Consider the following 23,998-nt stretch of genomic DNA (forward strand, 5'->3'; position numbering starts at 1 on the left):
ATTTTTTTTATTTCACAATTCCACACGCAATACGATCGCCGGAATTACCGGACGGTTGGGTTTTTCCATCATCCGCTGTCGCGTGGATGACAAGGGCTGTCCCGCCTTCTTGTAACAAGGAATTATCTTTTCCGCTTTCCAATGTGACATGCTCAGCCAAAAACTCATCCTCTACTGTTCCATCCTCACCGACTTCTAGATTAGGTAGATCGCCCGCATGCGGTCCTTCTTTCTCTTCCAGTCCATGGCTGGCGCCAGTCGGGTTGAAATGTCCGCCCGCTGATTCAAAATCTGGGGCTTCACATTTCCCTGCCTCATGAAAGTGAAATCCGTGGAGGCCTTCAGGCAAATCCGTCGCATTCACCTTCACCCGAACACCGCTATCTTCCTCAGTCAATTCCGCTGTTCCAACCGACTTTCCGTTGCTTTTCACCAAGTCCACAGTTGCAAAAGTTAATTCTTCATCACTCATCTCATCCGCTTTAGACGGGTCAGCGCTATCCGCATCCTTTCCATCAATAGCTTCCCCGTCCGTTTCGGTAGCCGGAGCCGGGTCATCTTTACCGTCACCGCAAGCCGCAAGGACCATAGCGAGAACAAATACCGAAAGTAATAGTAACCATTTTTTCATTTTCACACTCTCCCTCAAGTTAAGTAGCAACACCTTTACAATTCACTCTATTTAGCAAGTTAAACGTGAATTGAAGAATTTGTTTTAATAAGTTATGAAAGTCTAGTTTAAATCAACATAAATATGGCAATAAGGTTATTTTGATATAATGCATGACACCCAAATATACATGAAAATGCTTGCCTATGTAAATGTCTAATATTCTGATTCCTTAACTATTTCTAAAGTTATTCCGAGAAAATAAGTACAAGTTGTAACACTTTCAAATACTATTAATATAATAACAATAGACAATATGAAAGGAGGTGAGAATATGTGTGATAATAAATATGAAGGCAAGTGTAGACACTACAATGAAGACAAATGTGGAGAAAAACGTAAAAATCATTATTGCAAATGTGAAGACAAATGTAAGGATAAAGAAAAATTCAAACCTATGGTATTAACAACGGGTGTATTGAATACCGTTGTTGGTCAAACAGCAGCTCATATTGAAATAGCGAACCTTGATCCAGTTGAAACATTTCAAGCAAGGGTACAGGTTATAAATTGGAACAGTGGTAGTCCAGTAATTCTGCTCAATCAATTAGTAACTCTTTTACCGAATCGACACATTGTCTTAACTCAAAACGTTGCTCCATTCCACTATGAAGTTAGAATTTTCCATCCCGGAAGTCCGAATGTTATTGCCAATACTTTTGCAATAAATGCAGCAACTTTCACCCTTCCTGGTTTAACTTTCAACCAAAAAGACCTCATGAAGTTGGACATACCATCTGTTTAATTTCAAATTGACCAATAAATAGTCCGGAAATAGTAAGTTGTTCTGTGCTATTTATTCCCCGCTTCGTTCTTGTGGAGTAGTATGTTGAAGTAGAAGGCCGTTTATTGAAGACAATTTAAAGACTTATGTATTCAAAACATGTAAGTAATTCTGAATTTAATAAGGCGGCATTTTGTTTGATTTTGAACGAAATGTCGCCTTTCCTTCATGAATTGTTGGCTCACTTCCCGACGAAACACTTCGCCTGCAAAATTCGTATCGATGTTTGAGGTGTCTTCAATATAGCTAGGAAAAACCAGCGCAGGCGCCTTTCATGTGGTCGTAGAGGCAAGGAGTGTGAAATCTATAGTTCGGTCTATTCAGTTCAAAAAGCATAAAAAAAAGGAACAGGCACGTTTGTCGACCTGTTCCTGTTCCTATCATATTGATTAAACCGTTATCTCACATTCATTCATTAATTTCGGACTAGATAATCGAATGCACCTAAAGCGGCACTCGCACCTGATCCCATTGAAATAATGATCTGTTTATGCGGACTATCTGAGCAGTCTCCTGCAGCAAATACGCCAGGTACGTTTGTCGCTCCACGCTTATCGACAACAATCTCGCCAAATTTATTGCGTTCAACTGCGTCACCTAGCCAATCCGTATTCGGCACAAGACCAATTTGAACAAATACGCCAGCTAGTTCGATATGTTGTTCCTGGCCTGTGTCACGCTCAATGTAAGTAATACCATTTACGCTATCAGTACCGGTAATCTCCTTCGATTGAACATTCTTCAGAACAGTAACATTCGGCAAACTGTAAAGACGCTCTTGTAGAACAGAATCGGCCTTCAACTCAGGCATAAATTCAAGAACGGTTACATGGTTTACAATTCCTGCAAGGTCAATTGCTGCCTCGATACCGGAATTACCGCCCCCAATAACAGCGACATCTTTCCCTTCAAACAACGGACCGTCACAATGCGGGCAGTATGCGACCCCTTTATTTCTAAATTCAGCCTCGCCAGGTACACCGACATTGCGCCAACGCGCCCCTGTTGATAGGATGACAGATTTACTTTTAAGAATAGCGCCGTTTTCCAATTCAATCTCGATAAGATCTTTCTTTTCCAATCGTTTCGCACGCTGTAAGTTCATCACATCGACGTTATACTCTTTCACATGTTCCTCAAGACTAGCAGCAAGTTTAGGACCTTGAGTACGATTCACACTAATAAAGTTTTCAATCGTAGCTGTATCTAAAATCTGACCACCGAAACGATCAGCAACTATCCCTGTACGAATACCTTTACGTGCCGCATAAATTGCTGCACTCGCACCCGCAGGTCCACCGCCGACAACGAGTACATCATACGGATCTTTATCCGAGAATTCTGACGCGTCTGGTTCGCTATCCATTTTGCCGAGGATTTCTTCAAGTGACATACGCCCGCTGGAGAACGGTTCTCCATTTAGGTGTACTGTCGGAACAGCCATGATTTTTTTGCTTTCCACTTCATCTTTAAACGCTGCACCATCAATCATCGAATGCGTAATACCAGGGTTTAACACACTCATTAGGTTAAGTGCTTGTACGACTTCCGGGCAGTTTTGACAGCTTAAACTAATATACGATTCAAAGTAGTATTCTCCCTCAATGTTTTTCACTTGCTCGATAACTTTCTCGTCCACTTTAGGTGCTCTGCCACTCACTTGCAATAAAGCAAGAACAAACGAAGTGAATTCGTGGCCAAGTGGGATACCAGCAAAAATAACGCCTGTATCTTCACCGATACGATTGACACTAAAGCTTGGTGTTCTTTCTAATTCTGCTCTTTCTACTTTAATGCGGGATGACATCGTGGCCAATTCATCCACCAGCGCCACCATGTCACGCGAAATCTTATCAGATCCCGCGCTAACTTTAAGAAGCACATCGCCTTCCATCATTTCAAGATATTGGGCTAATTGTCCTTTTATATCTGCGTCTAGCATCATTACATCTACTCCTTATATTTTCCCTACAAGGTCAAGGCTTGGTTTAAGTGTTTCTTCGCCTTCTTGCCATTTTGCCGGACAAACTTCACCCGGGTTGTTACGAACATATTGTGCCGCTTTAATCTTGCCAACAAGAATGCTTGCATCCCGACCGATGCCGTCTGCATTGATTTCAGCTGCTTGAACGATGCCGTCCGGATCGATAATGAACGTACCGCGTTGTGCAAGGCCTGCTCCTTCGTCTAGCACATCAAAGTTGCGTGAAATTGTTTGTGCAGGGTCACCGATCATAATATATTCGAGTTTACTAATCGCCTCTGAGTGATCATGCCAAGCCTTATGTGTGAAATGTGTATCCGTTGAAACGGAATACACTTCAACACCTAGTTCTTTTAATGTTGCGTATTGGTCTTGAAGATCCCCAAGTTCAGTAGGGCAAACAAATGTAAAATCTGCCGGATAGAAACAAACGACACTCCACTGTCCTTTTAGGTTTCCTTCTGAAACCTCGATGAACTCACCAGTACCGCTATTGTAAGCTGACGCTGTGAATGGTAGTATTTCTTTTCCAATTAAAGACATAAAAAATTCCTCCTAATGTGTTATTTGCTTAGTTAGTTTAGGTCATATCGTCAAAACCTAAACCGAAGTAATAATTATAATTTTACTATCACTACTAAACAATAATAATTCTAATACCATAATCATTATTATATAAAGATTATTTTTTGTCAACAATAATACTCGAATTATCGTAATAGCTGTCTTATCGCTGTAATAACGGTAGAAACAATAGTGAATAATTGCTTATATATACTCTGCTTTTATCCTTTCGAAATGAAAAAAGGGGAATTTTGGTGCATCCTTCACATTCTCATTTAGACCATTTTATTATCGATTAATCATTATATAAAATGTAAAGAGGTGCTTAGTTGAATTCAGTCCGCGGTCATTAACAAAAGGATTTGAAAAAGGACTCTCAACAATTCAATAAATTGTTGAAAGCCCTACATATACGAATTTGTGTTAGTGCTCATGACCAATAAAATGTCCACGGGTTTGCTATGTTTTGTAAAGCTGATGGTGTCTTTGAGCCGTTCATTCATAGTTTTTTATAGGTAGACCACTTCTCGATATTTCTGAACGTAATATTTAATATTGAATAACGTTAGATCGTTTAGACCATTCAATTTAGATGTCCAATAAGTAATGCGACACGTTTGCATAGCACTTTGATGATGCCTTTCGCAAAAGGAATAAACTGGTTTATTGGACCAAATCTATTAGTATAGGCCCTCTTTTTAGTCTTTTGTCAATTATTAGTTAGGACTCCTGGAGTGTTTTTTATTTGTGACAAAGGTTAATATTTCCATAAAAACTTGTTACTTGACCGTTACACTCTTGTTATTTTCTTTTGTTATTGTTGTTAATAAGCAGAAGGGGCACTGCTAAATTATTCGATTGAAAAGCTTCATATAGGATAGTTAAAAAATGCCCCTGGTTATAGGCTCTTGCCTGAAAAGGAGGTAGAGGTACATAACGACTTAACAGAATGAGTGTTATTTCAATTCTTTATGTAGTAGTCGAAATTAAAAAAATCCAGAAAAAAAGAGGGAGTTTGATGATTCTTGGTTAAAGAAACTAATCAAAAAGAAAAGAACACGAACAAGAAGATTTTACCGTTTGTAATGTCAACCTCAATGCTAACAGCTGCTATTTTTGGTGCAGGCGGCTCAGCTTTTGCAGCTGAAAAGGGTGAGGATACAGAGTTTAAAAATCACGGTGCAGAGGTTTCATCTTTTGCAACAAGCATTCCAGGTTCACCTGAAAAAGGAAAAATAATGCGTACAATTGCAAATAAAAATTTACAGGAAAAAGCACCGAATGAAGACGAATCGGATGTTCCTGTTGATGAAGATGAAGCAACTGATTTACCTGTTGATGAAGACGATGCAACTGACGCACCTGTCGATGAAGATGAAGCGACAGATGGTCCTGTTGAGGAAGACGATGCTACGGATGCACCTGTAGTTGAAGACGAAACAACGGATCTTCCTGTTGATGAAGACGATGCTATATATGCACCGGTAGTTGAAGACGAAACAACGGATCTTCCTGCTGATGAAGACGATGCTACGGATGCACCGGTAATTGAAGACGAAACAACAGATGTTCCGGTTGATGAAGACGATGCTACGGATGCACCGGTAGTTGAAGACGAAACAACGGATCTTCCTGTTAATGAAGACGACGCTACGGATGCACCGGTAGTTGAAGACGAAACAACGGATCTTCCTGTCGATGAAGACGATGCTACGGATGCACCGGTAGTTGAAGACAAAACAACGGATCTTCCTGTCGATGAAGACGATGCTACGGATGCACCGGTAATTGAAGACGAAACAACGGATCTTCCTGTTGATGAAGACGAAGCTGCGGACGAAAATGTGGTTGAAGAAGAACCTACAGAGGAGCCTGCTGACGAAGACGAGTCAACAAATGAAACTGATGAAACAGAAAAGCCAGCTGACGATAATATCAATGAAGATACTACGTCAACTGACCAATCTATCGATAGCACTATTATAACAGACGAGCAAGTAAATGAATATAGATCAGTCATACAAAATTATGGAAGTTTAATTGATTACTACGATTTCCTAATTCAAGAACATCTTGGTATGATCTTACCAGATGAAGATGGCAATGTAGATGAAGTCCCTGTTGATGGCGATGATACTGCAGAAGTGCCTGCCGAAGATCTAGCTGATGAAAATGTTGATGGCGACGATGATGCGGAAGTGCCCGCTGAGGATCTAGCTGATGAAAATGTTGATAGCGATGATGTTGCAAAAGTGCCTGCTGAGGATCTAGCTGATGAAAATGTTGATAGCGATGATGATGCAGAAGTGCCTGCTGAAGATCTAGCTGATGAAAATGTTGATGGCGACGATGATGCAGAAGTGCCTGCTGAGGATCTAGCTGATGAAAATGTTGATAGCGATGATGTTGCAAAAGTGCCTGCTGAGGATCTAGCTGATGAAAATGTTGATAGCGATGATGCTACGGAAGTGCCCGCTGAGGATGTAGCAGAAGAAAATGTTGGTGGCAACGATGCTGTTGAAGAACCTGCTAAAGAAACTGTTCAAACAACGGTTTGGGACAAATTAGTCGGTTATTACCAACAAGTTGCTACAGCTTACAACTCTTTATTTAGTTCACTAAAAAAGTAAAATAACAACTAAATTACAATTTAATAAATTACTTAGCGGGAAGTAATATCATTCCCTGCCTGAACCGTATGATTTACGTTTGATTAAATTAAGAACTTAATGTTGATAAACATTTGAGCCCTTGGGAACTCTGTTATGAGTTTCAAGGGCTCTATTAAATTATATCAACTTCTACTTATTTCATAAATTTCTGCATAAAATATAACCTCATGGCATCAGAAACAGATAGCTGGAAGTTTTTTTAGACATTCAATTTCACCTATCCTCTTAACCACCTCCTTTTTTACTTTATTTTTCCACCCTTGCAATCATTCATTGGTCTATAGTTTTTTCACTGATCGGTTGAGTACATACTGAATACCTAGACCTGGTTCATCAAAATATGGAGAAATTCCCCGGGCCTGCTCTCTATAAGATTACGCCCATGCTGGGCACACAAAAAGCGTCCCCCATCTGATTGGAGTGACGCTTTTTCTTCTAGATATGACGAGGTTACATCATGCCGCCCATAAGCTCGCCAAGTAGTTTATAATAATTTAATTTCATCGGAAATTGTCAGAAAGTCCTCTATAATGACTAGCACAGAAAAGTTAGCGTAATTGGTATGGCTAATTCTAATGACACAGAATCACATTTCAATCGGAACTATTGGATATGGAACATGGACTCTTTCGTTCATGACTCTATTTTGATAACCTTTTATTTTACCTTCAAAGATCAATTGAAAATCCGCTGAATCAGGCAAGTCACTTGGTTCAATCAGAGAAAGATCTTTTTCAAATTCAATGGCCTTACTTTCCTTTAGGACAGATGCAACAAACTGTGAACAGAAGAAAGCATTCTTTCTTTTTATCGGTGTTTTAAACAACACACCAAATAATCCTATGAAATTATATCGATAATGTTCTTTTTTGGCAGCTATTTCAAGGATATATTGAGACATCCTTTGAAATTCATCATTTGTTATTGTTAAAGAATAGATTGCACAATGTGCTTGTTTAAATAAGACGGAATGAATATCTTCTTTAACGAATCCTCCAATAAAAGGGTTTTTCGCTGTTTTTCTACCAAAACTATATACCTCAATTAATTCTGTATCAAAGGCGATTGAGGCATGATTATAGTTTTTTTTAGTATAAGACTTAATCAGCCTTGTTAAAATCGTTCCTGTATCAGTTAAAAGGATATAAACCTTTTTTTCGCTGATCATGATCCTCACCTTTTATCTTTGTAAATACAATTTAGTAATGTGTAAAGCAGGTGGTATCACACCTACTTAGTTAATTATCATCCTTGAGCATCTTCGTTACTTTTGTATTCTAAAAGATCACCGGGCTGACATTCTAAAGCCTTACAAATTGCCTCTAAAGTGGATAATCGAATCGCTTTTGCCTTCCCATTTTTCAAGATAGAGAGGTTCGCCATCGTGATTCCAACCCTCTCCGAAAGTTCCGTCACACTCATTTTTCGTTTAGCAAGCATCACATCAACATTGATTATAATTGCCATATTATTCACCTCAGCTTAGACTATTAAATCATTTTCCTCTTTTATATCTATGGCTTCTTTTAAAAGCCTTTGGAGAACAGCAGCAAATACGGCAATCACCACGGAAGCAAAAATAGGGACCATTCCGACTATGATGAGACCCGGGGCGTCGTCTACCTCCGCCATGATATAGACGAATGGTAGGGCTACCAAGTATAAGCCACTGATTAAGATGGCACAGTTTTTGATTTTCTTTAAAGCTCTTACAGATAATTTCGAGAAAGCTTGGTTCTTGTCAATATAGCTTAGAAGGTTAAAAGATTGATACAAAGCGAAGTAAAATGGGATTGCCGAAACATACATAACCATTAAAATGCCATATACCACAAAAGCCAAATCTGAACCTCTTTCTGCTGCTTCATTTGCTTCACTCACTATCTGGGGCAACAAAAATAGACATAAAGCAAGAACAGGAATTCCCATAAGAATAACAGCTATCTTTAAAAAGAGTGTTGATCCTCGTTTCATAAAAAGCACCTCACATATTTATTGTTAATTTGATTTTAACACTCGGTTTATCGTTTTGCAATAAATATTTATCCAATTTCATTCCTTTATTATTGTTATATCTTTTTAAATTTGGACAAAAATAAAAAACATTCCCCATAACAAAGAAATGCTTATAACTTTAAACTATTCAATTGTAAGCATACTCCCCACCTTCTCTTAATTTCTGGCACAGGTGAAATTGCAGCAAGACTAGCCGCTAGCGTATGTTGTGCGCAATAAAAAAAACGAATGGGTCATTCCCTAGCCTAGTCCATCACCCTTGATTCCTCCGACGCTGGTGCGGAAAATGATTCAATGCCTTTTCAGGTTCCCCGACCCTAATTTAGTGCTAATAGAACTTTTCTAATCATATTTTAAAAAAAGAAAACAATATAAAGGAGTGTAAAGTTAGTTGAGAAAAATTAAGGTTGGTTTACGGCCCATAGTAAATAACATAAATTTACCCACTGTTTTGAAAACAACTATACTTCCGGGTGACTCAATTGAAAGATTATTCATTGCAACCCAGGTAGGTGAGATTTTGTACATAGGAAACGGAGTTATAAGAACTTTTTTAGATATTCGCCTGCGAATTATAAAACTAGGTGTTTCTGGTGGTGGATATGATGAACGGGGATTGCTAGGTCTAGCGTTTCATCCCGATTTTTATAATAATGGTCTATTTTATCTTCATTATTCAGTAGCGGGAACACAAGGTCCAGGTGCTCATCCTGAACCTTTTGAGCCTAACCCGTGTGATCCCATAACTTTAACACTAAGGTGGATTAACAGAGAAACTCAATATGATCATATTGATACAGTTGAAGAATGGATTTTACAATCGAGCGGTCAACCTCAAAAACGACGGACATTACTTAACTTAAGAAGACCATTTTCAAATCATAATGGGGTCAATAGCTTAAACTTCTCACCTGAAACTGGAAAACTTGTTTTAACAACCGGAGATGGTGGATCAGGCTATGATCCATTTAATTTAAGTCAAAACGATATGGAGATAGCTGGGAAAATAATTGAAATAGATGTGGGTAAGAATACATTTATCTATAATCCACCCGTAGTCACACGTTTTAATGAACTTCCCGTACCTACTCAGGAAACGCTAACGGTAATTGCCAAAGGCGTTCGAAATATACCAGGTATTTCATTTCAAAGAATTTATAATCAGTATATCAAATATATAGGGAATGTTGGACAGGACTTGGTAGAGTCGATTTTTTCATTCATTCATTATAAACCAATACCGGTTACTCAGCTTGTTCAAACTTCTTTAATGAAAGCTGAACCTGACCAAGAAGGTTTTATTAACTTGGGCTGGCGAGGGTGGGAAGGTGCTTTTCCTGCTTCTATTATAAGGGGCTGCTCTGCAAATCCAACTCTGGATGAGAAAACAATAGCTTATTACAATGAAGCAATAAAAACTTCATTGAGGCGTCTTCAGCCCCTAACTAGTTATTTTCATAAAGATCCCCAACCCGATAAGTTTGGAGGAACGGCACTTACAGGAGTGCAAGCCTATATGGGGAATAGAATCCCCGATTTAACGGGAAGCGTTATGTTTACCGATCTTGCCAGGCATGAGGAATCTCAATCTCCAGGTAGAGGGGTTTTAGCTTATACTAAGGTAAGAACAGATGGTAAACCAAATGATTTTAGTGTGATTCAAACCGATTATAATTTTGGGTCTCGATCAGCTTATTACGTTAATTTAGGATCGAATATGGATCAAACCAGACTTTATTTAGGGGTTTATGGCTCTATGAATGTGACTGATGTTAACGAAGGTACTGTTTTTGAAATTGTTCCATGACTCCTTACTATAAAATCCGAATTAATACCGGATAAATCTCTTCTTGGATTTAATTGAATTGAAATCTAAAACAAACAAGAGAGCAATGCGGCTCCCTTGTTTTTTTATTTTTCAGGGTATTTCAAAGATGACTCTACATTTGGCCCTATTCGTGAAGTACTTATTGCGGAAGTTTTGCAGTGAGGCTCTCGATATGGCCGGCGGTAAACCAAAACCATGAGTCTTTCACCGAATATCCGGAATTATTACAGAAAACATAACTTGCCGCGTTACCCCTTTAGTTCAATAACTTCAACAAAGATGTGCCTCAATCCTTCTTGAATTAACGCACCCGTTACTTTAAGTACATTTCTTCACACAAGAGGTGTGGCGAAATGTACTAACAAACCTCTTTATCGACATAAGTTTGAAACCTTTTTTCCCACATGCATATAGTATTGAAAAAGCAAAAAGGAGTTATACTCTTGGAAATACCAGTTTCCGGATTCATGTATCATTCGGACGATTCTAATCTTATTCATTCCCATCAGCTTTTTATTACTCAATGGGATGGAAGACCCGTGCCTGCTCATGTCCATGAATTTAGGGGTGTCACTTCTTTTGATGTAGGACATAATCACAGATATGCTGGAACTACTGAACCAGCCCCTAGTGGTGTACCAGACACTCATAGGTACTTTACTTTTACATCTGTCGATGATCGACATCGACACGAGAGACGTGGAGTTACTGGTTTAGCTATACCCCTTCCCAACGGTGATCATTATCATGAGTTTAGCGGTTTCACTACTGTAAATGGTACTAATCCCCACAGACACGGATATAGCGGTAGAACAAGTTTATAATAATGTTTTATAAATCACAATTTATATTAATAAATTAATTATACCCCCTTGGAACTCTAAGGGGGGTTACTTAGCGAACAATTGAAATCACTACATACATTTTGTATTTCCATTCTCATTTTATGTTTACATAAAAGGATTTTTGCCGATAATATACTATTAGATACAAATTTCTGCTTACTGTTTAAAATGAACTTAGAAGTTATCTGTCAGATTTAGATTTCAACCTCAAAGTATTGAATAAAGGGGGAAAGTAGATGAAAATCCGGTTCGGTTATGTAGCAAATGCACTAGGCTTATGGGATGCAAGTCCATCAAAAACCTTAACTTTCACACGGTATTCAGCGCTTCCTAAAAACGAAAGAATGGAAAAGTTGAAATCGGTAACAGCACAAAATTTACAGCACACAAAAAGAATTTTATATTATAATATCGCGCATGAAATAGAATTATACCGGTTTTCAAGCTCACTTGTCCCTTTAGCAACCCATCCGGAAGTGATGTGGGATTTCTTAACCCCATTCAAAAACGAATGGGAAGAAATCGGGAATTTAATCCAAAATTTTAAGCTTAGAGTAAGCTTTCATCCAAATCAATTTACGCTTTTCACTAGCGAAAGAGAAGAAGTAACAACGAATGCAGTAAAAGATATGGAATATCATTTTACGATGCTCAAAGCAATGAATGCTCTTGATTCGGGATTAATCAATATTCATATTGGCGGAGCCTATGGGGATAAAAATAGTTCTTTAAACCGTTTCCATCAAAATCTAAAAAAATTGCCAGTGGAAATTAAGAAGCATATGACGCTTGAAAATGATGATAAAACGTATGACATTCGGGAAACACTCATTACTTGTGAAAAGGAAAGCATTCCAATGGTACTTGATTATCATCACTATGTGGCAAATAATGGGGAGTGCGACCTCCCTCTTTACTTACCCCGTATATTTGAGACTTGGAATAACTTTAATGTTGTACCGAAAGTCCACATTTCTTCACCGAAATCTGACCAAGCCTATCGTTCCCATGCTGATTTTGTCTCTTTAGACTTTGTCCTCCCCTTCTTAAAGATGGCAAAGGAGCTTAATCAAGACTTTGACATAATGATAGAAGCAAAACAAAAGAACCTTGCTATGCACAGGCTTATAGATGAAATAGCTGCAATTCGGGGAGTCAAACGTATTTCAGGTTCATCTGTGGAATGGTAACCGTGGAGATTAGAATATATAAAAATGATGAGGTGGAATAGATGACGATTGTCCGTCTTGGTTATGTTGCAATGAGTATGGAACTTGAAAATGCATCCCCTTCGCAAACCATGACTTTTGCTCAATTCAAAAAAATTGATGATCGGGAAGCAGCCATCCGTAAATTGGAACGTATTGCACTTTCGAATTTGCACAACACACTTAGACTGTTAAAACATAATGCAGCGTCTGATATTCATTTTTATCGGCTAACCTCTCGCCTTATTCCTTTAGCAAACCACGAGGAGCTTCTTGATTGGAATTATATAAAGCCATTAAAAGAACCGCTTCGTGAGATTGGAGATTTCGCAAAAAAACATAAGATTAGAGTTGATTTTCATCCAGATCACTTTGTTCTAATAAATTCTAAAGAGAAGCATATCTTGAAAAATTCAATAAGCACCTTAAAACTACATTACTTATTATTAAAGGCGATGGGGATTGACCCAACTCATCGCTGTGTCATGCATGTTGGCGGTAATTATAAAGAAACCGAAAATTCACTTGAACGTTTTGTTGATAACTGGATGGACATTCCGAATAGGATTCAAAATATCATCATGCTTGAAAATGATGATACTTCTTTTACGTTGGAAGATACACTTTACTTATGTGAAAAACTAAATATACCTCTAGTTTTCGATTATCATCATCATCTGGCCAATCACCAAGATGCAACTTGGGAAACCAACTGGAATAGAGTTGTCCAGACATGGGGGCATTCACCGCTCTCAATGAAAATGCATATATCAAGTCCAAAGAATGATAAAGCATTTCGCCATCATTCAGATTATGTAGACGTCGATATGTTTTTTAGATTCCTTACAGTAATAAAGGGTAGTATTCCACAAATTGACTGTATGATTGAGGCTAAGAGGAAAGATGAAGCGCTTTTTAAATTAATGGATGAAGTAAAATCAAGGAAAGACGTTGAAATTATTGATGGCTCTTCTTTCTCCTTAAAGTAAATAATTAAAGAAGCCTCCCAGAAGTTTGCACAACTAATGAGAGGCCTCAGGATTAATCCACTATGTTAGCAAAGTGTTAGCATTTCACTACTCTTTGCCCCGCAAACCCTTAACTATCAAGGGTTTCAGGTTCTTCTTACATCATGCCGCCCATACCGCCCATGTCAGGCATTCCGCCCATTCCAGCGCCTGCTGGCTCAGGTAGGTCTGCAACTACAGCTTCAGTAGTCAAGAACATTGCTGCAACAGATGCTGCGTTTTGGAGTGCATAACGAGTAACCTTAGTCGGGTCAACGATTCCAGCTTCCATCATGTTCACCCATTCGCCTTCTGCTGCGTTGAAGCCGATTCCTACTTCTTCGCGTTTCAGACGATCTACAACGATAGATCCTTCAAGGCCTGCGTTGTTAGCGATTTGGCGTACAGGCTCTTCAAGCGCACGAAGTACGATTTTGATGCCTGTAGCTACATCGCCTTCAGTAGACTCTAGTAATCCCGCTACTTTATTGTAGACGTTTACAAGAGCAGTCCCACCACCAGAAACGATACCTTCTTCAACAGCTGCACGCGTTGAGTTCAAAGCGTCTTCGATGCGAAGTTTACGTTCTTTCAGTTCAGTTTCAGTAGCCGCTCCGACTTTGATAACTGCTACGCCGCCTGCAAGTTTCGCAAGACGCTCCTGCAATTTCTCTTTATCGAATTCAGAAGTGGATTCTTCAAGTTGCGTGCGGATTTGGTTGACACGTGCCGCGATCAAATCGGAATTTCCGCTTCCTTCAACAATTGTCGTGTTGTCTTTTGTCACGACAACTTTCACTGCATGGCCAAGTTGAGAAATGTCTGCTGATTTAAGATCAAGACCAAGGTCTTCAGTGATAACTTCCCCGCCAGTCAATGTTGCAATGTCCTCAAGCATCGCTTTACGGCGATCGCCGAATCCTGGTGCCTTAACAGCAACAGCGTTGAATGTCCCGCGCAGTTTGTTCACAACAAGTGTTGCAAGCGCTTCGCCTTCTACGTCTTCTGCAATCATAAGAAGTGGTTTGCCTTGTTGAACGACTTGCTCAAGAACAGGAAGGATTTCTTGGATGTTCGTAATCTTTTTATCTGTAATCAAGATATACGGATTGTCCAGAACTGCTTCCATTTTGTCTGTATCTGTTGCCATGTATGCAGACGCATAGCCGCGGTCGAATTGCATCCCTTCAACAACGTCCAATTCAGTCGTGAAGCCTTTTGACTCTTCGATTGTAATGACGCCATCGTTGCCGACACGTTCCATTGCTTCAGCGATGAGTTGCCCTACTTCTTCGTCTCCGGAAGAGATGGATGCAACTTGTGCAATTTCTTCTTTTCCTTCGATTTCATTGGAGATTTCTTTTAGGCCTTCAACAGCAGTCGCAACCGCTTTTTCGATTCCTTTACGGATTCCAACCGGGTTTGCACCTGCTGTAACATTTTTAAGGCCTTCACGGATCATTGCTTGTGCTAGCACAGTTGCCGTCGTTGTACCGTCACCAGCAATTTCGTTCGTCTTAGACGCTACTTCAGCAACAAGTTTTGCACCCATATTTTCAAATGCATCTTCAAGTTCGATTTCACGTGCGATTGTTACACCATCATTCGTAATAAGCGGTGAACCGAATTTCTTCTCAAGAACAACGTTACGTCCTTTAGGTCCAAGCGTTACTTTTACAGCGTCCGCTAATGTATCTACCCCACGCAGCATTGCGCTTCGTGCGTCTTCGTTAAATTTAATTTCTTTAGCCATTTATAAGTACCCTCCTGATTTTTGTGTTTTTGTAAACTTTCCGAGCATTGGTCTATTAACCAATAATCGCTAAAATGTCACTTTCACGCAAGATCAGATATTCGTAACCTTCATGTTTGATTTCAGTACCAGCATATTTTGAGAAGAGGATGCGATCTCCTTCTTTAACTTCCAAGTCGATGCGTTGGCCGTTTTCAAGAACGCGTCCAGTACCAGTCGCAAAAACTTTACCTTCTTGCGGTTTCTCTTTCGCAGAGTCCGGAATTACAATACCGCTTGACGTTTTTTCTTCTGCCTCGATTAGCTCGATAACAATACGGTCACCTAGTGGTTTCAACAATTGAAACAACCTCCTCAAAGTAATTTCTTCCATTTAGCACTCATTAGACCTGAGTGCTAATACATTTCTAATCATAATGAACATTTGCATATATTGCAAGTGAAATACTCCGAACATTTTCTCTTTGCTAATCTCGCCCCAAACAGCTAAAATTGAGCACAACCACAGTTGAAAGGGTGGCGTTACTTGAAGAATGGGAAAATCTATCTTTATCTTATAATCACTTACATCCTAATGCATGTAAGCAGCATTTTTGTAACCAAGGGCTTATTAGTCTACTATCCTTGGAACGAAGACTTCGTCGAACTGGATATGGCATACAGGGCTAGTTCTTGGTCACTTTTCACAGTCAACTCAATTGCGGCAATCATCTTCCTGATGTTAATTGTTCCAAAGAAAAACTTCTTTCATGTTTTCAAAGGAAAGAAGTCTTCCATAAGCAACTCAATTCTCTGGGGCTTCATCGGTTTCTTTCTCGCTTTGGGAGGACAGATGCTTGCCGGTGCTATCGAAAGTGCAATCGGGATTACACCAGGATCCGACAATACTGCAATTCTTTCTGATATTGCGAAAGTATCTCCAATCATTATTGTTTGCATGGTGCTCTTTGCGCCGTTTCTGGAGGAAATCGTTTTCCGAAGGGTTATCTTTGGTGGGGTTTATCAAAAGACGAATTTCTGGATTGCTGCCACGGTCAGCGCACTGGTGTTTGCGGCTGTGCATAACGAATTCGAACACCTTCTGATGTATATGATGCCAGCTTTCGTTTTCGCGTATCTGTACTACCGGACGAAACGGATATTGACGCCGATGATTGCCCACTTACTGATGAACAGTTTCGTTGTAATCCTCAACTTGAACATTGAAAAAATACAGCAATGGCAAGAAGAGATGAAACCTGTAATCATCTTTTTCCTGAACTAAAAAAGTCTTCTACAACCCGGATATGATGGGTTGTAGAAGACTTTTTTATTATTTCTACTGTTGATTGTTAACTTCTTCAATTTGACGTTGTTGCTCAGCTTTCGCTTCTTCAAACTGCCGTTGCTGTTCCGCTTTCAGGTACTTTCTGTAACCAAAACGGGATATGAAAATACTGATTTCATAAAGCACAAATAACGGAACGGTGACGAACATATGTGACAACAAGTCCGGCGGTGTAATGAACGCTGCAATCACAAACAGGACAAAATAAGCGTACTTCCGTATTTTCACAAGTGTCTTCGGATTCAATATACCGAGTCTCGTTAAGAACAGTAAGACAACCGGTAATTGGAAAACAATCCCAAAAGGTATAAGCAATTGGAATAGGAAAGTGAAATACTCATTTATCCCGATTGTCTGAATTATATCAAGCTCTGTGGATAAGTTCATCATGAACTTCATCACATATGGCAACAAGACAAAATACGAAAAAGCAATTCCTCCGATAAAAAGGAAAAAGGTGAACGGAATATAATTTAATGTCGCGCGACGTTCCCTTTCATGCAATCCCGGTGAAACGAAAGACCATAATTGATACATCAGCACCGGTGAAATGACGATGAATGCGATAAAGATGATCACTTTCACGTAAATCATGATTGGATCGAGTACGTTGAAAGCATTCAACGCAATATTATTCGCTTCCCCATCCGACTGCAAAAATTGGATAAGCGGCTTTGCGACAAAAAAAGCACCCACTATTGCAATAACAAAGAAAACGACGATAACCATCAGCCGTTTCCTAATTTCATCTATATGTTCAATGACTGTTAAGTTTTTATCATTCATCGGACAGACATCCTAACTTACTTCAGTTCTTCTTTCTTGTCTTCCACTTTTTTTACCTCGTCGTCTTCTACAAGACCTTTTGTAGCGTGTTTGAATTCACGCAATGAAGAACCAAAGGCTTTCCCGATTTCAGGCAATTTCTTAGGACCGAATACGAGTAGAGCAATAACAGCGATGATAATCAGACTTCCTGGACCTGGCATTTCGGACACCTCCTTCATGAGATAGGAATTGAAGTTCAATCCTTCCTGGGAAAGGATATAGTTCAATCCTTCCTATGTCTATTTTACACGAAAGCTGTCGGGATTACTAATAACGAACCATTAGATATGTGAATCTTTTACGTCATTTTTGATGAAGTAGATAAGCGTTTGCAATTCGACGGACAAATCGATTGTATGAACCCGAACCGATTCCGGCACTGCAAGTCGGACCGGAGTGAAATTAAGTATTCCTTTTACGCCGATTTCAACCAGTTGGTCTGTCACTTCTTGCGCTACACGAGAAGGTACTGTGAGGATAACAAGATCGATACCTAACTCCTTGATTTTTTCTTTAATCATGTCGGGATGAAAGACAGGTATTCCGCTCGTCTCCTCCCCATCACTCGGAGCTTTCGGGTCGAATGCAATGACGATACGCGTATTATGATTCTTATGGAAATTATATTTCAAGAAAGCATTACCTAAACTACCAACGCCAATGAGCGCAACATCCGTCTCTTCGTCTTGATCGAGTGTCTGGCGGAAAAAATCGACGAGATAATGCACATCATAGCCATAACCTTTACGGCCGAGTGCCCCGAAATGAGAGAAATCACGTCGAATCGTGGCAGCATCTATTTTCATCGCTTCACTTAATTCACTGGATGACACACGTTTCTTTCCGGAATTAGCGAAGTTTTGAAGAAACCTATAATATAGAGGCAAACGCTTTGACGTCGCCTGTGGAATTTTGGGTGTTTCCCCTGTCATGTTAACCCTCCTGCGCGTACTTAAAGGCGATTCTATCGTACAGTAGATAAGGGATGTTGTAAAGTCGACCATTGCACGCTTCGTGCCATTCCATTAAACTGAAGAGGAATAGAGGTGCTTATTTTGATAGTATTACAAGTGAATGGACTAACAAAATCATTTTCAGGAACAGATATATTGGAAAACGTAAAACTGGAAGTTCAGCACCGCGATCGCGTCGCACTTGTCGGAAGGAACGGAGCTGGGAAATCGACTCTTCTCAAAATAATTGCAGGTGAAATGACTCCGGATTCAGGCGATTTAATCGTTCCTAAAGATATACGGATCGGCTACCTTGAACAGCATTCAGGCATTGATTCCTTATTGACTGTTTGGGAAGAGATGATGACCGTCTTCGAGCCGCTCCATATTATCGAAAAACGACTCAGATCACTGGAAGGCCAGATGGCAGATCCGTCAGTCTACGATAACCCGGCCGACTATGAACGCGTCATGAAGGAATACGACGCCCTGCAAGTCGAATTCAAAGACTCCGGCGGTTATCAGTATGAATCCGATACACGTTCGGTCCTGCATGGGATGCGCTTTTATCCTGAGGACTACAGCAAAAACGTCACTCTACTTTCGGGTGGTCAGAAGACGCGATTGGCGCTCGCTAAGATGCTGCTGAGTAAACCGGACCTTCTCATCCTCGATGAGCCGACAAACCATCTGGATATCGAAACACTCGGTTGGCTTGAGAAATACTTGGTATCCTATGAAGGAGCAATCCTGATTGTTTCCCATGACCGTTATTTCTTAGATGAAATCGTGACCATCGTCTACGAAGTTTCGAGGAAAAAAGTAGTGAAGTATACGGGTAACTATAGTGCATATCTTGACGAAAAAGCGAAGAATTACGAACGTGATCAAAAGCTTTATGTTAAGGAAATGGGTGAGAAGGCTAAGCTTGAAGATTTTGTTCAGCGGAATATTGCACGTGCATCGACGTCAAAAATGGCGAAGAGCCGGCGTAAAACCCTTGAAAAGACGGATTGGATGGGTTCCCCTGATGGAGATGAGAAATCGGCGAACTTCACCTTTTCAATCGATCGGCCTAGTGGCAATGATGTGCTGGCGCTGGAAGATGTAGCCGTCGGTTATGATGGCGTCGCTGTTTCAAGCGGTATCGCTATGCGGGTCTACAAACAAGATCGGATTGCACTCATAGGACCAAACGGCGTCGGAAAATCCACACTTTTGAAGACAGTCGTCAAAGCCCAAGAACCGTTAGCAGGTAAGATCCGTTATGGTACAAATGTGCAATTCGGTTATTATGATCAAGAACAAGCTACACTAATCGGAACCGGTACCGTTCTCCAAGAATTATGGGATGATTGGCCGATGATGAATGAAAAAGATGTACGCTCTGTACTGGGACGCTTTTTATTTACCGGTGAAGATGTGGAGAAGTCCGTCACTTCATTGTCAGGCGGAGAAAAAGCCCGCCTATCACTTGCTAAACTGATGCTGCAAAAGTCAAATACGCTTGTCCTTGATGAACCGACAAACCACCTTGACCTTGATAGCAAGGAAATTCTCGAAAATGCATTGGACGACTTCCCGGGCACACTCATCTTCGTGTCACATGACCGGTACTTCATTAACCGGATTGCAACAAAAGTGATTGATATCAGTGAAACAGGTGCGACCGAATACCTCGGTGACTACGATTACTTCGTAGAGAAGAAGCTGGAGCAAGAAGAACTGCTTGCCGAATCGAATGCAGCTAAAACAGCAGCAACCCCTATCGTTGATAAAAGAAATGAAGACGACAAAGAACTTAAAAGGCAGGAAAGAAGGCTGACAAGAGCCATTGATGAAATCGAGTTGCAAATCTCCACTTTGGAAGATGAAATTACGGCTCTTCACGATGAGCTTTCCATCCCCGAATTCGCAGACAATCATGTGAAATTGATGGAGTTGCAGGCACAGATTGATGCCCTTCAAGCGGAGCATGACAGTAAATCAGAGAATTGGCTTATTCTGCAGGAAGAACTGGAGTCTATGTAGGATAATGGAAGCGTCACGTTGAACTAGAATCCCAAGTTCTACGTGACGCTTTGTCGTTTCTTGTTGTCGTAATTTATCGGATTGAGGGATACTATGAAAGTTACCATAAATTACTCTCCACAATATTATCCACACACAAAGTGTACATATACCGGTAATAGATTCATATTATCCACAATATCCACAAATAAAGTATTTCTTATACACAAAGTTATCCTTCCATCACTGTTATTAAATACACATATACCATAGTTATGCACAACTTATCCACAAATGTGCATAAGTACGAATGTTCCCTATTGACATCTAAAAAATAATCCGGATATAAAAAACACGGAAGTTGTCGCAATATGGCAACTTCCGTGTTTTTACGTTTTTATTTATTCCATGAAGAGAGTGGCATACCAGGTTTGCCGTTCATTGTAAGATTTCCACGTATTCCGTCAATGAACATTGCCGAGCCGGCCGCCGCAATCATTGCTGCATTATCTGTACAGAGAGCAATCGGCGGAACGTAAAAGGGTATCCCTTCATTTTGGAATGTTTCTTCCAAAGAAGCGCGTAGCCCTTTGTTCGCCGCTACACCACCCGCTGCAATTACTTGCTTTACACCAAATTCCTTCGCAGCCTTCAACGCTTTTACCGTCAACACCTCAACAACACTAGCTTGGAAACCTGCCGCGACATGAGCAGGATTAACCGCTTCACCGCGTTGTGCAAGATTATGTTTATAATTAATAACAGACGACTTTAGACCACTGAAACTGAAATCATACGAATCCTGCTCAAGCCAAGCCCTTGGAAACTCGATTTGTCCGTCACTTTCAGCAGCCAGTTTGTCGATTTGCGGTCCACCTGGGTAAGGAAGACCTAAGACACGTGCTACTTTGTCATAGGCTTCACCTGCGGCATCATCACGCGTTTCCCCGATTAGTTTAAACGAACCATGCCCCTCCATTATGACAAGCTCTGTATGGCCTCCTGAGACGATAAGCGCAAGTAGCGGGAATTCCATCGGCTGCATAAGTGCATTTGCATAAATATGTCCTGCAATATGGTGGACCCCGATAATAGGCAAGTTGTTAGCGAAGGCAAACGCTTTCGCAGCATTGACTCCGATCAACAATGCTCCGACAAGGCCCGGACCTTCCGTGACTGCAACTGCATCGAGCTCCGCCGGTTTTAATTCCGCATTTGCAAGTGCCTCTTCAATTACCAATGTAATTTGTTCGACGTGATGTCTAGATGCGATTTCGGGGACAACACCACCGAACCGTTTCTGGCTTATTATTTGCGACGCCACAACGTTCGAAATAATTTCCGTTCCATTCTTAACGACGGAAGCAGCCGTTTCATCACAACTTGTTTCAATCCCTAAAATATAAATATCATTTGTCATTTGAATTCCACCCACATGACGAGCGCATCTTCATGGTCGTCCGAATAATAGTTTTTCCTAATTCCGCCGTCCTGGAAACCAAGCTTACGGTAAAGGTTTTGAGCTGTAGTATTGGTCATCCGCACTTCCAGTGTCATTAAACGGACTTCATTCTCCCTGCAATGCTCAATCGCTTCCTTCATCAATGCCTCGCCGATTCCATTACCCCTCATATGCTTCCGTACCGCAACATTCGTGATATGGCATTCGTCCATGACAACCCACATTCCGCAATGTCCTATGACTTCTTCTCCACTCACAGCGACGACGTAATGCGCATAGTCATTGCCTGTCATTTCATGTTCGAAGACTTCTTCTGTCCATGGAGTAGCGAATGCTTCATTTTCGATTTCGACAACAGAAGGAATATCCCCTCCTACCATCTCTCTATAAACTACTGCATTATCCACGATCATTTTCCTTCCCCTGCTCTTTCAACCAGTTTGCCTCGGCTTCAGCGATACGCCGATACTCCGGAACAAATGCATGTAAATCCGTTTCCGGCTCAGATTGAGCTGCAACATAGATGAGTGACGACGCGCGAGGTAGATTAAGTTGAAGCGGCGCCAAAACTGCCCGCTCACCCAGCTGTTCAACTATTTTTTGTTCATGCATAGCCGTATCTTTTCCAACGAATAGAATAGGGCCGCTTTGCTGTTCAAGCAAGACAACCAATTCTTCAAGAGAATAATGACCATCCTCAATAACTCCAATAGGCTGTCCATCTTCCTGCCGATAAACACCTGCGTAAACATTCCCTCTCCTTGCATCGACTATCGGGCAGATCAGACCGTTAAAGAATAACGCATTTGCTGCCAGTGCTTTCAAAGTGGATACGCCAACTAAAGGTTTACCTAGAGTCCAAGCAAGTGTCTTAGCTATCGTCACTCCAATCCGCGCTCCTGTATACGAACCCGGCCCTTCTGAAACTGCAATTGCATCAAGATTGGATGGCGTCAAACCCGCTTTTGTCAATAGTTCTTCAATCGCTGGCATAGCACGCAGCGAGTGGTTAATAGGCATTGCCGAAGTCTCTTCCACCAATAGTTCTCCATCTTTGACAATTGCAACTGAAATTGGTGTGTTAGCCGTATCTAAACCAAGCCAAATCATAAAAAAATCCCCTCACAAATCTTTTCATATCTCTCACCTATCGGCGTGAACGTAATTATGCGTTTATCTCCGCCGCCATGAACTAGCTGGATTTCCAGACATTCCACAGGCAAATCATCTTTAATAAGATGTGCCCATTCTACGACAGATATCGCATCACCGTAAAATAGTTCGTCCCAACCAAGATCCTCATCACTGCCAGCCAAACGATAGACATCCAGGTGATTGAATGGATAATTTCCTTCATACTGCTTGATAATTGTAAATGTCGGACTGTTGACAGTTCGTGTTATCCCCAGGCCTTTCGCAAGCGCCTTCGTAAATGTCGTTTTCCCGGCACCAAGATCGCCTTCAAGTGTCAGGACATCCGGAGGGGCAAGAAGAGTCGCAAGTTTTAACGCAATCTTTTCTGTTTCCTCAACGGAATTAACTTCTATTTCCCTGTTCATAGCGTATTTCCTTTCTGCTTCTTTGCTATAGTGTACCGAAAATATGGTATCTCGGAAAGTATTGATGCTTTTATATGTGTTTTTGTGAGGGGAGATGGAACATTCGTTAGTTTCCACGGAAGGCTGTTTACTTTTGATGAAGTGTTTACTACAGCATAAAGTTGTTTACTTCCGATAAGTTATTACTTACTTGCCACAAATTGTTGTTTGCATTTATAAAACTTCAGATACAAAAAAACCGACTCCGGAATTAATCCCTGGAATCGGTTCTGAATTTAAAATTAAATGGCGGTCCCGACCGGGATCGAACCGGCGATCTCCTGCGTGACAGGCAGGCATGTTAACCGCTACACCACGGGACCTAAATGGATATTACTTTTCGACGTTACAACTAATTGTTCCACATTCATGTCGAAACTAAATGTGTGAGACTGGCGACGTCCTACTCTCACAGGGGGAAACCCCCAACTACCATCGGCGCTGAAGAGCTTAACTTCCGTGTTCGGTATGGGAACGGGTGTGACCTCT

General features: G+C 40.6%; 23 protein-coding genes, 1 tRNA gene and 1 rRNA gene. 8 read left to right on the forward strand and 17 right to left on the reverse strand.

Going from position 1 to position 23,998, the window contains the following annotated elements; all coding sequences use genetic code 11:
* Positions 1 to 7: 7 nt before the first annotated feature.
* Positions 8 to 631, reverse strand: a complete 624-nt coding sequence (locus tag HDC33_RS15775) for a superoxide dismutase family protein (RefSeq protein WP_179393529.1) — start codon at positions 629 to 631, stop codon at positions 8 to 10.
* 313 nt (positions 632 to 944) lie between these two features.
* On the opposite strand from HDC33_RS15775, the gene HDC33_RS15780 reads away from it, so the two are divergent.
* Positions 945 to 1,415 (forward strand): hypothetical protein, encoded by a 471-nt coding sequence (locus HDC33_RS15780; RefSeq protein WP_179393530.1) that lies wholly within the window; start codon positions 945 to 947, stop codon positions 1,413 to 1,415.
* A gap of 454 nt (positions 1,416 to 1,869) precedes the next feature.
* Here HDC33_RS15780 and ahpF read toward each other — a convergent pair whose 3' ends face one another.
* Both ahpF and ahpC read right to left on the reverse strand, forming a co-directional pair.
* Positions 1,870 to 3,399 carry an alkyl hydroperoxide reductase subunit F gene (gene ahpF, locus HDC33_RS15785; RefSeq protein WP_179393531.1) on the reverse strand — a complete coding sequence of 510 codons (1,530 nt, stop codon included), beginning with the start codon at positions 3,397 to 3,399 and terminating at the stop codon, positions 1,870 to 1,872.
* Positions 3,400 to 3,411: 12 nt separating this feature from the next.
* Entirely contained in the window at positions 3,412 to 3,981 is a 570-nt protein-coding gene (gene ahpC / locus HDC33_RS15790; protein WP_179393532.1) for an alkyl hydroperoxide reductase subunit C, read from the reverse strand.
* 1,046 nt (positions 3,982 to 5,027) lie between these two features.
* Between ahpC and HDC33_RS15795 the strand changes: the two genes are divergently transcribed.
* On the forward strand, positions 5,028 to 6,632 hold the full coding sequence (locus HDC33_RS15795) for a midas domain-containing protein (protein ID WP_179393533.1): 1,605 nt from the start codon (positions 5,028 to 5,030) through the stop codon (positions 6,630 to 6,632).
* 628 nt (positions 6,633 to 7,260) lie between these two features.
* Here HDC33_RS15795 and HDC33_RS15800 read toward each other — a convergent pair.
* From HDC33_RS15800 to HDC33_RS15810, 3 genes are all read right to left on the reverse strand, one after another.
* Positions 7,261 to 7,842, reverse strand: a complete 582-nt coding sequence (locus tag HDC33_RS15800; RefSeq protein WP_218843310.1) for a hypothetical protein — start codon at positions 7,840 to 7,842, stop codon at positions 7,261 to 7,263.
* A 77-nt stretch (positions 7,843 to 7,919) separates the two neighbouring features.
* Positions 7,920 to 8,141: a helix-turn-helix domain-containing protein gene (locus HDC33_RS15805; RefSeq protein WP_179393534.1), complete on the reverse strand. Its 222-nt coding sequence runs from the start codon at positions 8,139 to 8,141 to the stop codon at positions 7,920 to 7,922.
* A gap of 15 nt (positions 8,142 to 8,156) precedes the next feature.
* Entirely contained in the window at positions 8,157 to 8,648 is a 492-nt protein-coding gene (locus HDC33_RS15810; protein WP_179393535.1) for a DUF2975 domain-containing protein, read from the reverse strand.
* Positions 8,649 to 9,081: 433 nt separating this feature from the next.
* Here HDC33_RS15810 and HDC33_RS15815 point away from each other — a divergent pair, with 433 nt between their 5' ends.
* The 4 genes from HDC33_RS15815 to uvsE (HDC33_RS15830) all read left to right on the forward strand — a co-directional run bounded on the left by HDC33_RS15815 (position 9,082) and on the right by uvsE (HDC33_RS15830) (position 13,560).
* Entirely contained in the window at positions 9,082 to 10,497 is a 1,416-nt protein-coding gene (locus HDC33_RS15815; RefSeq protein ID WP_179393536.1) for a PQQ-dependent sugar dehydrogenase, read from the forward strand.
* A 464-nt stretch (positions 10,498 to 10,961) separates the two neighbouring features.
* Positions 10,962 to 11,342 (forward strand): YmaF family protein, encoded by a 381-nt coding sequence (locus HDC33_RS15820; protein WP_179393537.1) that lies wholly within the window; start codon positions 10,962 to 10,964, stop codon positions 11,340 to 11,342.
* A 257-nt stretch (positions 11,343 to 11,599) separates the two neighbouring features.
* Complete coding sequence (gene uvsE / locus HDC33_RS15825; protein WP_179393538.1) at positions 11,600 to 12,553, forward strand: UV DNA damage repair endonuclease UvsE; 954 nt, start codon at positions 11,600 to 11,602, stop codon at positions 12,551 to 12,553.
* Between the two features lie 41 nt (positions 12,554 to 12,594).
* Positions 12,595 to 13,560, forward strand: a complete 966-nt coding sequence (uvsE, locus tag HDC33_RS15830; RefSeq protein ID WP_179393539.1) for a UV DNA damage repair endonuclease UvsE — start codon at positions 12,595 to 12,597, stop codon at positions 13,558 to 13,560.
* Positions 13,561 to 13,696: 136 nt separating this feature from the next.
* Here uvsE (HDC33_RS15830) and groL read toward each other — a convergent pair whose 3' ends face one another.
* Positions 13,697 to 15,331, reverse strand: coding sequence for a chaperonin GroEL (gene groL, locus HDC33_RS15835; RefSeq protein ID WP_179393540.1), 1,635 nt, complete (start codon positions 15,329 to 15,331; stop codon positions 13,697 to 13,699).
* 55 nt (positions 15,332 to 15,386) lie between these two features.
* Positions 15,387 to 15,671 carry a co-chaperone GroES gene (gene groES, locus HDC33_RS15840; protein WP_179393541.1) on the reverse strand — a complete coding sequence of 95 codons (285 nt, stop codon included), beginning with the start codon at positions 15,669 to 15,671 and terminating at the stop codon, positions 15,387 to 15,389.
* Between the two features lie 186 nt (positions 15,672 to 15,857).
* On the opposite strand from groES, the gene HDC33_RS15845 reads away from it, so the two are divergent.
* The gene (locus HDC33_RS15845; protein ID WP_218843311.1) at positions 15,858 to 16,595 is read left to right on the forward strand and encodes a CPBP family intramembrane glutamic endopeptidase; all 738 of its coding nucleotides are present in this window, start codon (positions 15,858 to 15,860) and stop codon (positions 16,593 to 16,595) included.
* A 54-nt stretch (positions 16,596 to 16,649) separates the two neighbouring features.
* Here the strand turns inward: HDC33_RS15845 and tatC are convergent, their stop codons facing one another.
* The 3 genes from tatC to HDC33_RS15860 all read right to left on the reverse strand — a co-directional run bounded on the left by tatC (position 16,650) and on the right by HDC33_RS15860 (position 18,418).
* Complete coding sequence (gene tatC, locus HDC33_RS15850) at positions 16,650 to 17,444, reverse strand: twin-arginine translocase subunit TatC (protein WP_179393542.1); 795 nt, start codon at positions 17,442 to 17,444, stop codon at positions 16,650 to 16,652.
* A gap of 17 nt (positions 17,445 to 17,461) precedes the next feature.
* Positions 17,462 to 17,647 (reverse strand): twin-arginine translocase TatA/TatE family subunit, encoded by a 186-nt coding sequence (locus tag HDC33_RS15855; RefSeq protein ID WP_179393543.1) that lies wholly within the window; start codon positions 17,645 to 17,647, stop codon positions 17,462 to 17,464.
* Positions 17,648 to 17,767: 120 nt separating this feature from the next.
* The gene (locus HDC33_RS15860) at positions 17,768 to 18,418 is read right to left on the reverse strand and encodes a redox-sensing transcriptional repressor Rex (RefSeq protein WP_179393544.1); all 651 of its coding nucleotides are present in this window, start codon (positions 18,416 to 18,418) and stop codon (positions 17,768 to 17,770) included.
* Positions 18,419 to 18,541: 123 nt separating this feature from the next.
* Between HDC33_RS15860 and HDC33_RS15865 the strand changes: the two genes are divergently transcribed.
* Positions 18,542 to 20,470 (forward strand): ABC-F family ATP-binding cassette domain-containing protein, encoded by a 1,929-nt coding sequence (locus HDC33_RS15865; RefSeq protein ID WP_179393545.1) that lies wholly within the window; start codon positions 18,542 to 18,544, stop codon positions 20,468 to 20,470.
* 376 nt (positions 20,471 to 20,846) lie between these two features.
* Here the strand turns inward: HDC33_RS15865 and tsaD are convergent, their stop codons facing one another.
* From tsaD to rrf, 6 genes are all read right to left on the reverse strand, one after another.
* A complete protein-coding gene (gene tsaD, locus HDC33_RS15870) occupies positions 20,847 to 21,869 on the reverse strand; it encodes a tRNA (adenosine(37)-N6)-threonylcarbamoyltransferase complex transferase subunit TsaD (RefSeq protein WP_179393546.1) in 1,023 nt (340 codons plus the stop codon).
* A complete protein-coding gene (rimI, locus tag HDC33_RS15875; RefSeq protein WP_179393556.1) occupies positions 21,866 to 22,318 on the reverse strand; it encodes a ribosomal protein S18-alanine N-acetyltransferase in 453 nt (150 codons plus the stop codon). The genes tsaD and rimI overlap by 4 nt, the downstream gene beginning before the upstream one ends.
* Entirely contained in the window at positions 22,311 to 23,021 is a 711-nt protein-coding gene (tsaB, locus tag HDC33_RS15880; RefSeq protein ID WP_179393547.1) for a tRNA (adenosine(37)-N6)-threonylcarbamoyltransferase complex dimerization subunit type 1 TsaB, read from the reverse strand. The genes rimI and tsaB overlap by 8 nt, the downstream gene beginning before the upstream one ends.
* Positions 23,018 to 23,470, reverse strand: a complete 453-nt coding sequence (gene tsaE, locus HDC33_RS15885) for a tRNA (adenosine(37)-N6)-threonylcarbamoyltransferase complex ATPase subunit type 1 TsaE (RefSeq protein ID WP_179393548.1) — start codon at positions 23,468 to 23,470, stop codon at positions 23,018 to 23,020. Before tsaE ends, tsaB begins: the two co-directional genes overlap by 4 nt.
* Before the next feature lie 286 nt (positions 23,471 to 23,756).
* Positions 23,757 to 23,832, reverse strand: a tRNA-Asp gene (locus HDC33_RS15890).
* 67 nt (positions 23,833 to 23,899) lie between these two features.
* Positions 23,900 to 23,998 (reverse strand): 5S ribosomal RNA (rrf, locus tag HDC33_RS15895); the annotation flags it as partial.

It is taken from the genome of Sporosarcina sp. JAI121, from assembly GCF_013408665.1.
In the GTDB taxonomy this organism is placed as follows: domain Bacteria; phylum Bacillota; class Bacilli; order Bacillales_A; family Planococcaceae; genus Sporosarcina.

Excerpts from the sequence above, each read along its gene's own strand:
- HDC33_RS15775 (WP_179393529.1), bottom strand. The coding sequence starts at position 631 with ATGAAAAAATGGTTACTATTACTTTCGGTATTTGTTCTCGCTATGGTC.
- HDC33_RS15780 (WP_179393530.1), top strand. The coding sequence starts at position 945 with ATGTGTGATAATAAATATGAAGGCAAGTGTAGACACTACAATGAAGAC.
- ahpF (WP_179393531.1), bottom strand. The coding sequence starts at position 3,399 with ATGATGCTAGACGCAGATATAAAAGGACAATTAGCCCAATATCTTGAA.
- ahpC (WP_179393532.1), bottom strand. The coding sequence starts at position 3,981 with ATGTCTTTAATTGGAAAAGAAATACTACCATTCACAGCGTCAGCTTAC.
- HDC33_RS15800 (WP_218843310.1), bottom strand. The coding sequence starts at position 7,842 with ATGATCAGCGAAAAAAAGGTTTATATCCTTTTAACTGATACAGGAACG.
- HDC33_RS15805 (WP_179393534.1), bottom strand. The coding sequence starts at position 8,141 with ATGGCAATTATAATCAATGTTGATGTGATGCTTGCTAAACGAAAAATG.
- HDC33_RS15810 (WP_179393535.1), bottom strand. The coding sequence starts at position 8,648 with ATGAAACGAGGATCAACACTCTTTTTAAAGATAGCTGTTATTCTTATG.
- uvsE (WP_179393538.1), top strand. The coding sequence starts at position 11,600 with ATGAAAATCCGGTTCGGTTATGTAGCAAATGCACTAGGCTTATGGGAT.
- uvsE (WP_179393539.1), top strand. The coding sequence starts at position 12,595 with ATGACGATTGTCCGTCTTGGTTATGTTGCAATGAGTATGGAACTTGAA.
- groL (WP_179393540.1), bottom strand. The coding sequence starts at position 15,331 with ATGGCTAAAGAAATTAAATTTAACGAAGACGCACGAAGCGCAATGCTG.
- tatC (WP_179393542.1), bottom strand. The coding sequence starts at position 17,444 with ATGAATGATAAAAACTTAACAGTCATTGAACATATAGATGAAATTAGG.
- HDC33_RS15855 (WP_179393543.1), bottom strand. The coding sequence starts at position 17,647 with ATGCCAGGTCCAGGAAGTCTGATTATCATCGCTGTTATTGCTCTACTC.
- HDC33_RS15860 (WP_179393544.1), bottom strand. The coding sequence starts at position 18,418 with ATGACAGGGGAAACACCCAAAATTCCACAGGCGACGTCAAAGCGTTTG.
- tsaD (WP_179393546.1), bottom strand. The coding sequence starts at position 21,869 with ATGACAAATGATATTTATATTTTAGGGATTGAAACAAGTTGTGATGAA.
- tsaB (WP_179393547.1), bottom strand. The coding sequence starts at position 23,021 with ATGATTTGGCTTGGTTTAGATACGGCTAACACACCAATTTCAGTTGCA.
- tsaE (WP_179393548.1), bottom strand. The coding sequence starts at position 23,470 with ATGAACAGGGAAATAGAAGTTAATTCCGTTGAGGAAACAGAAAAGATT.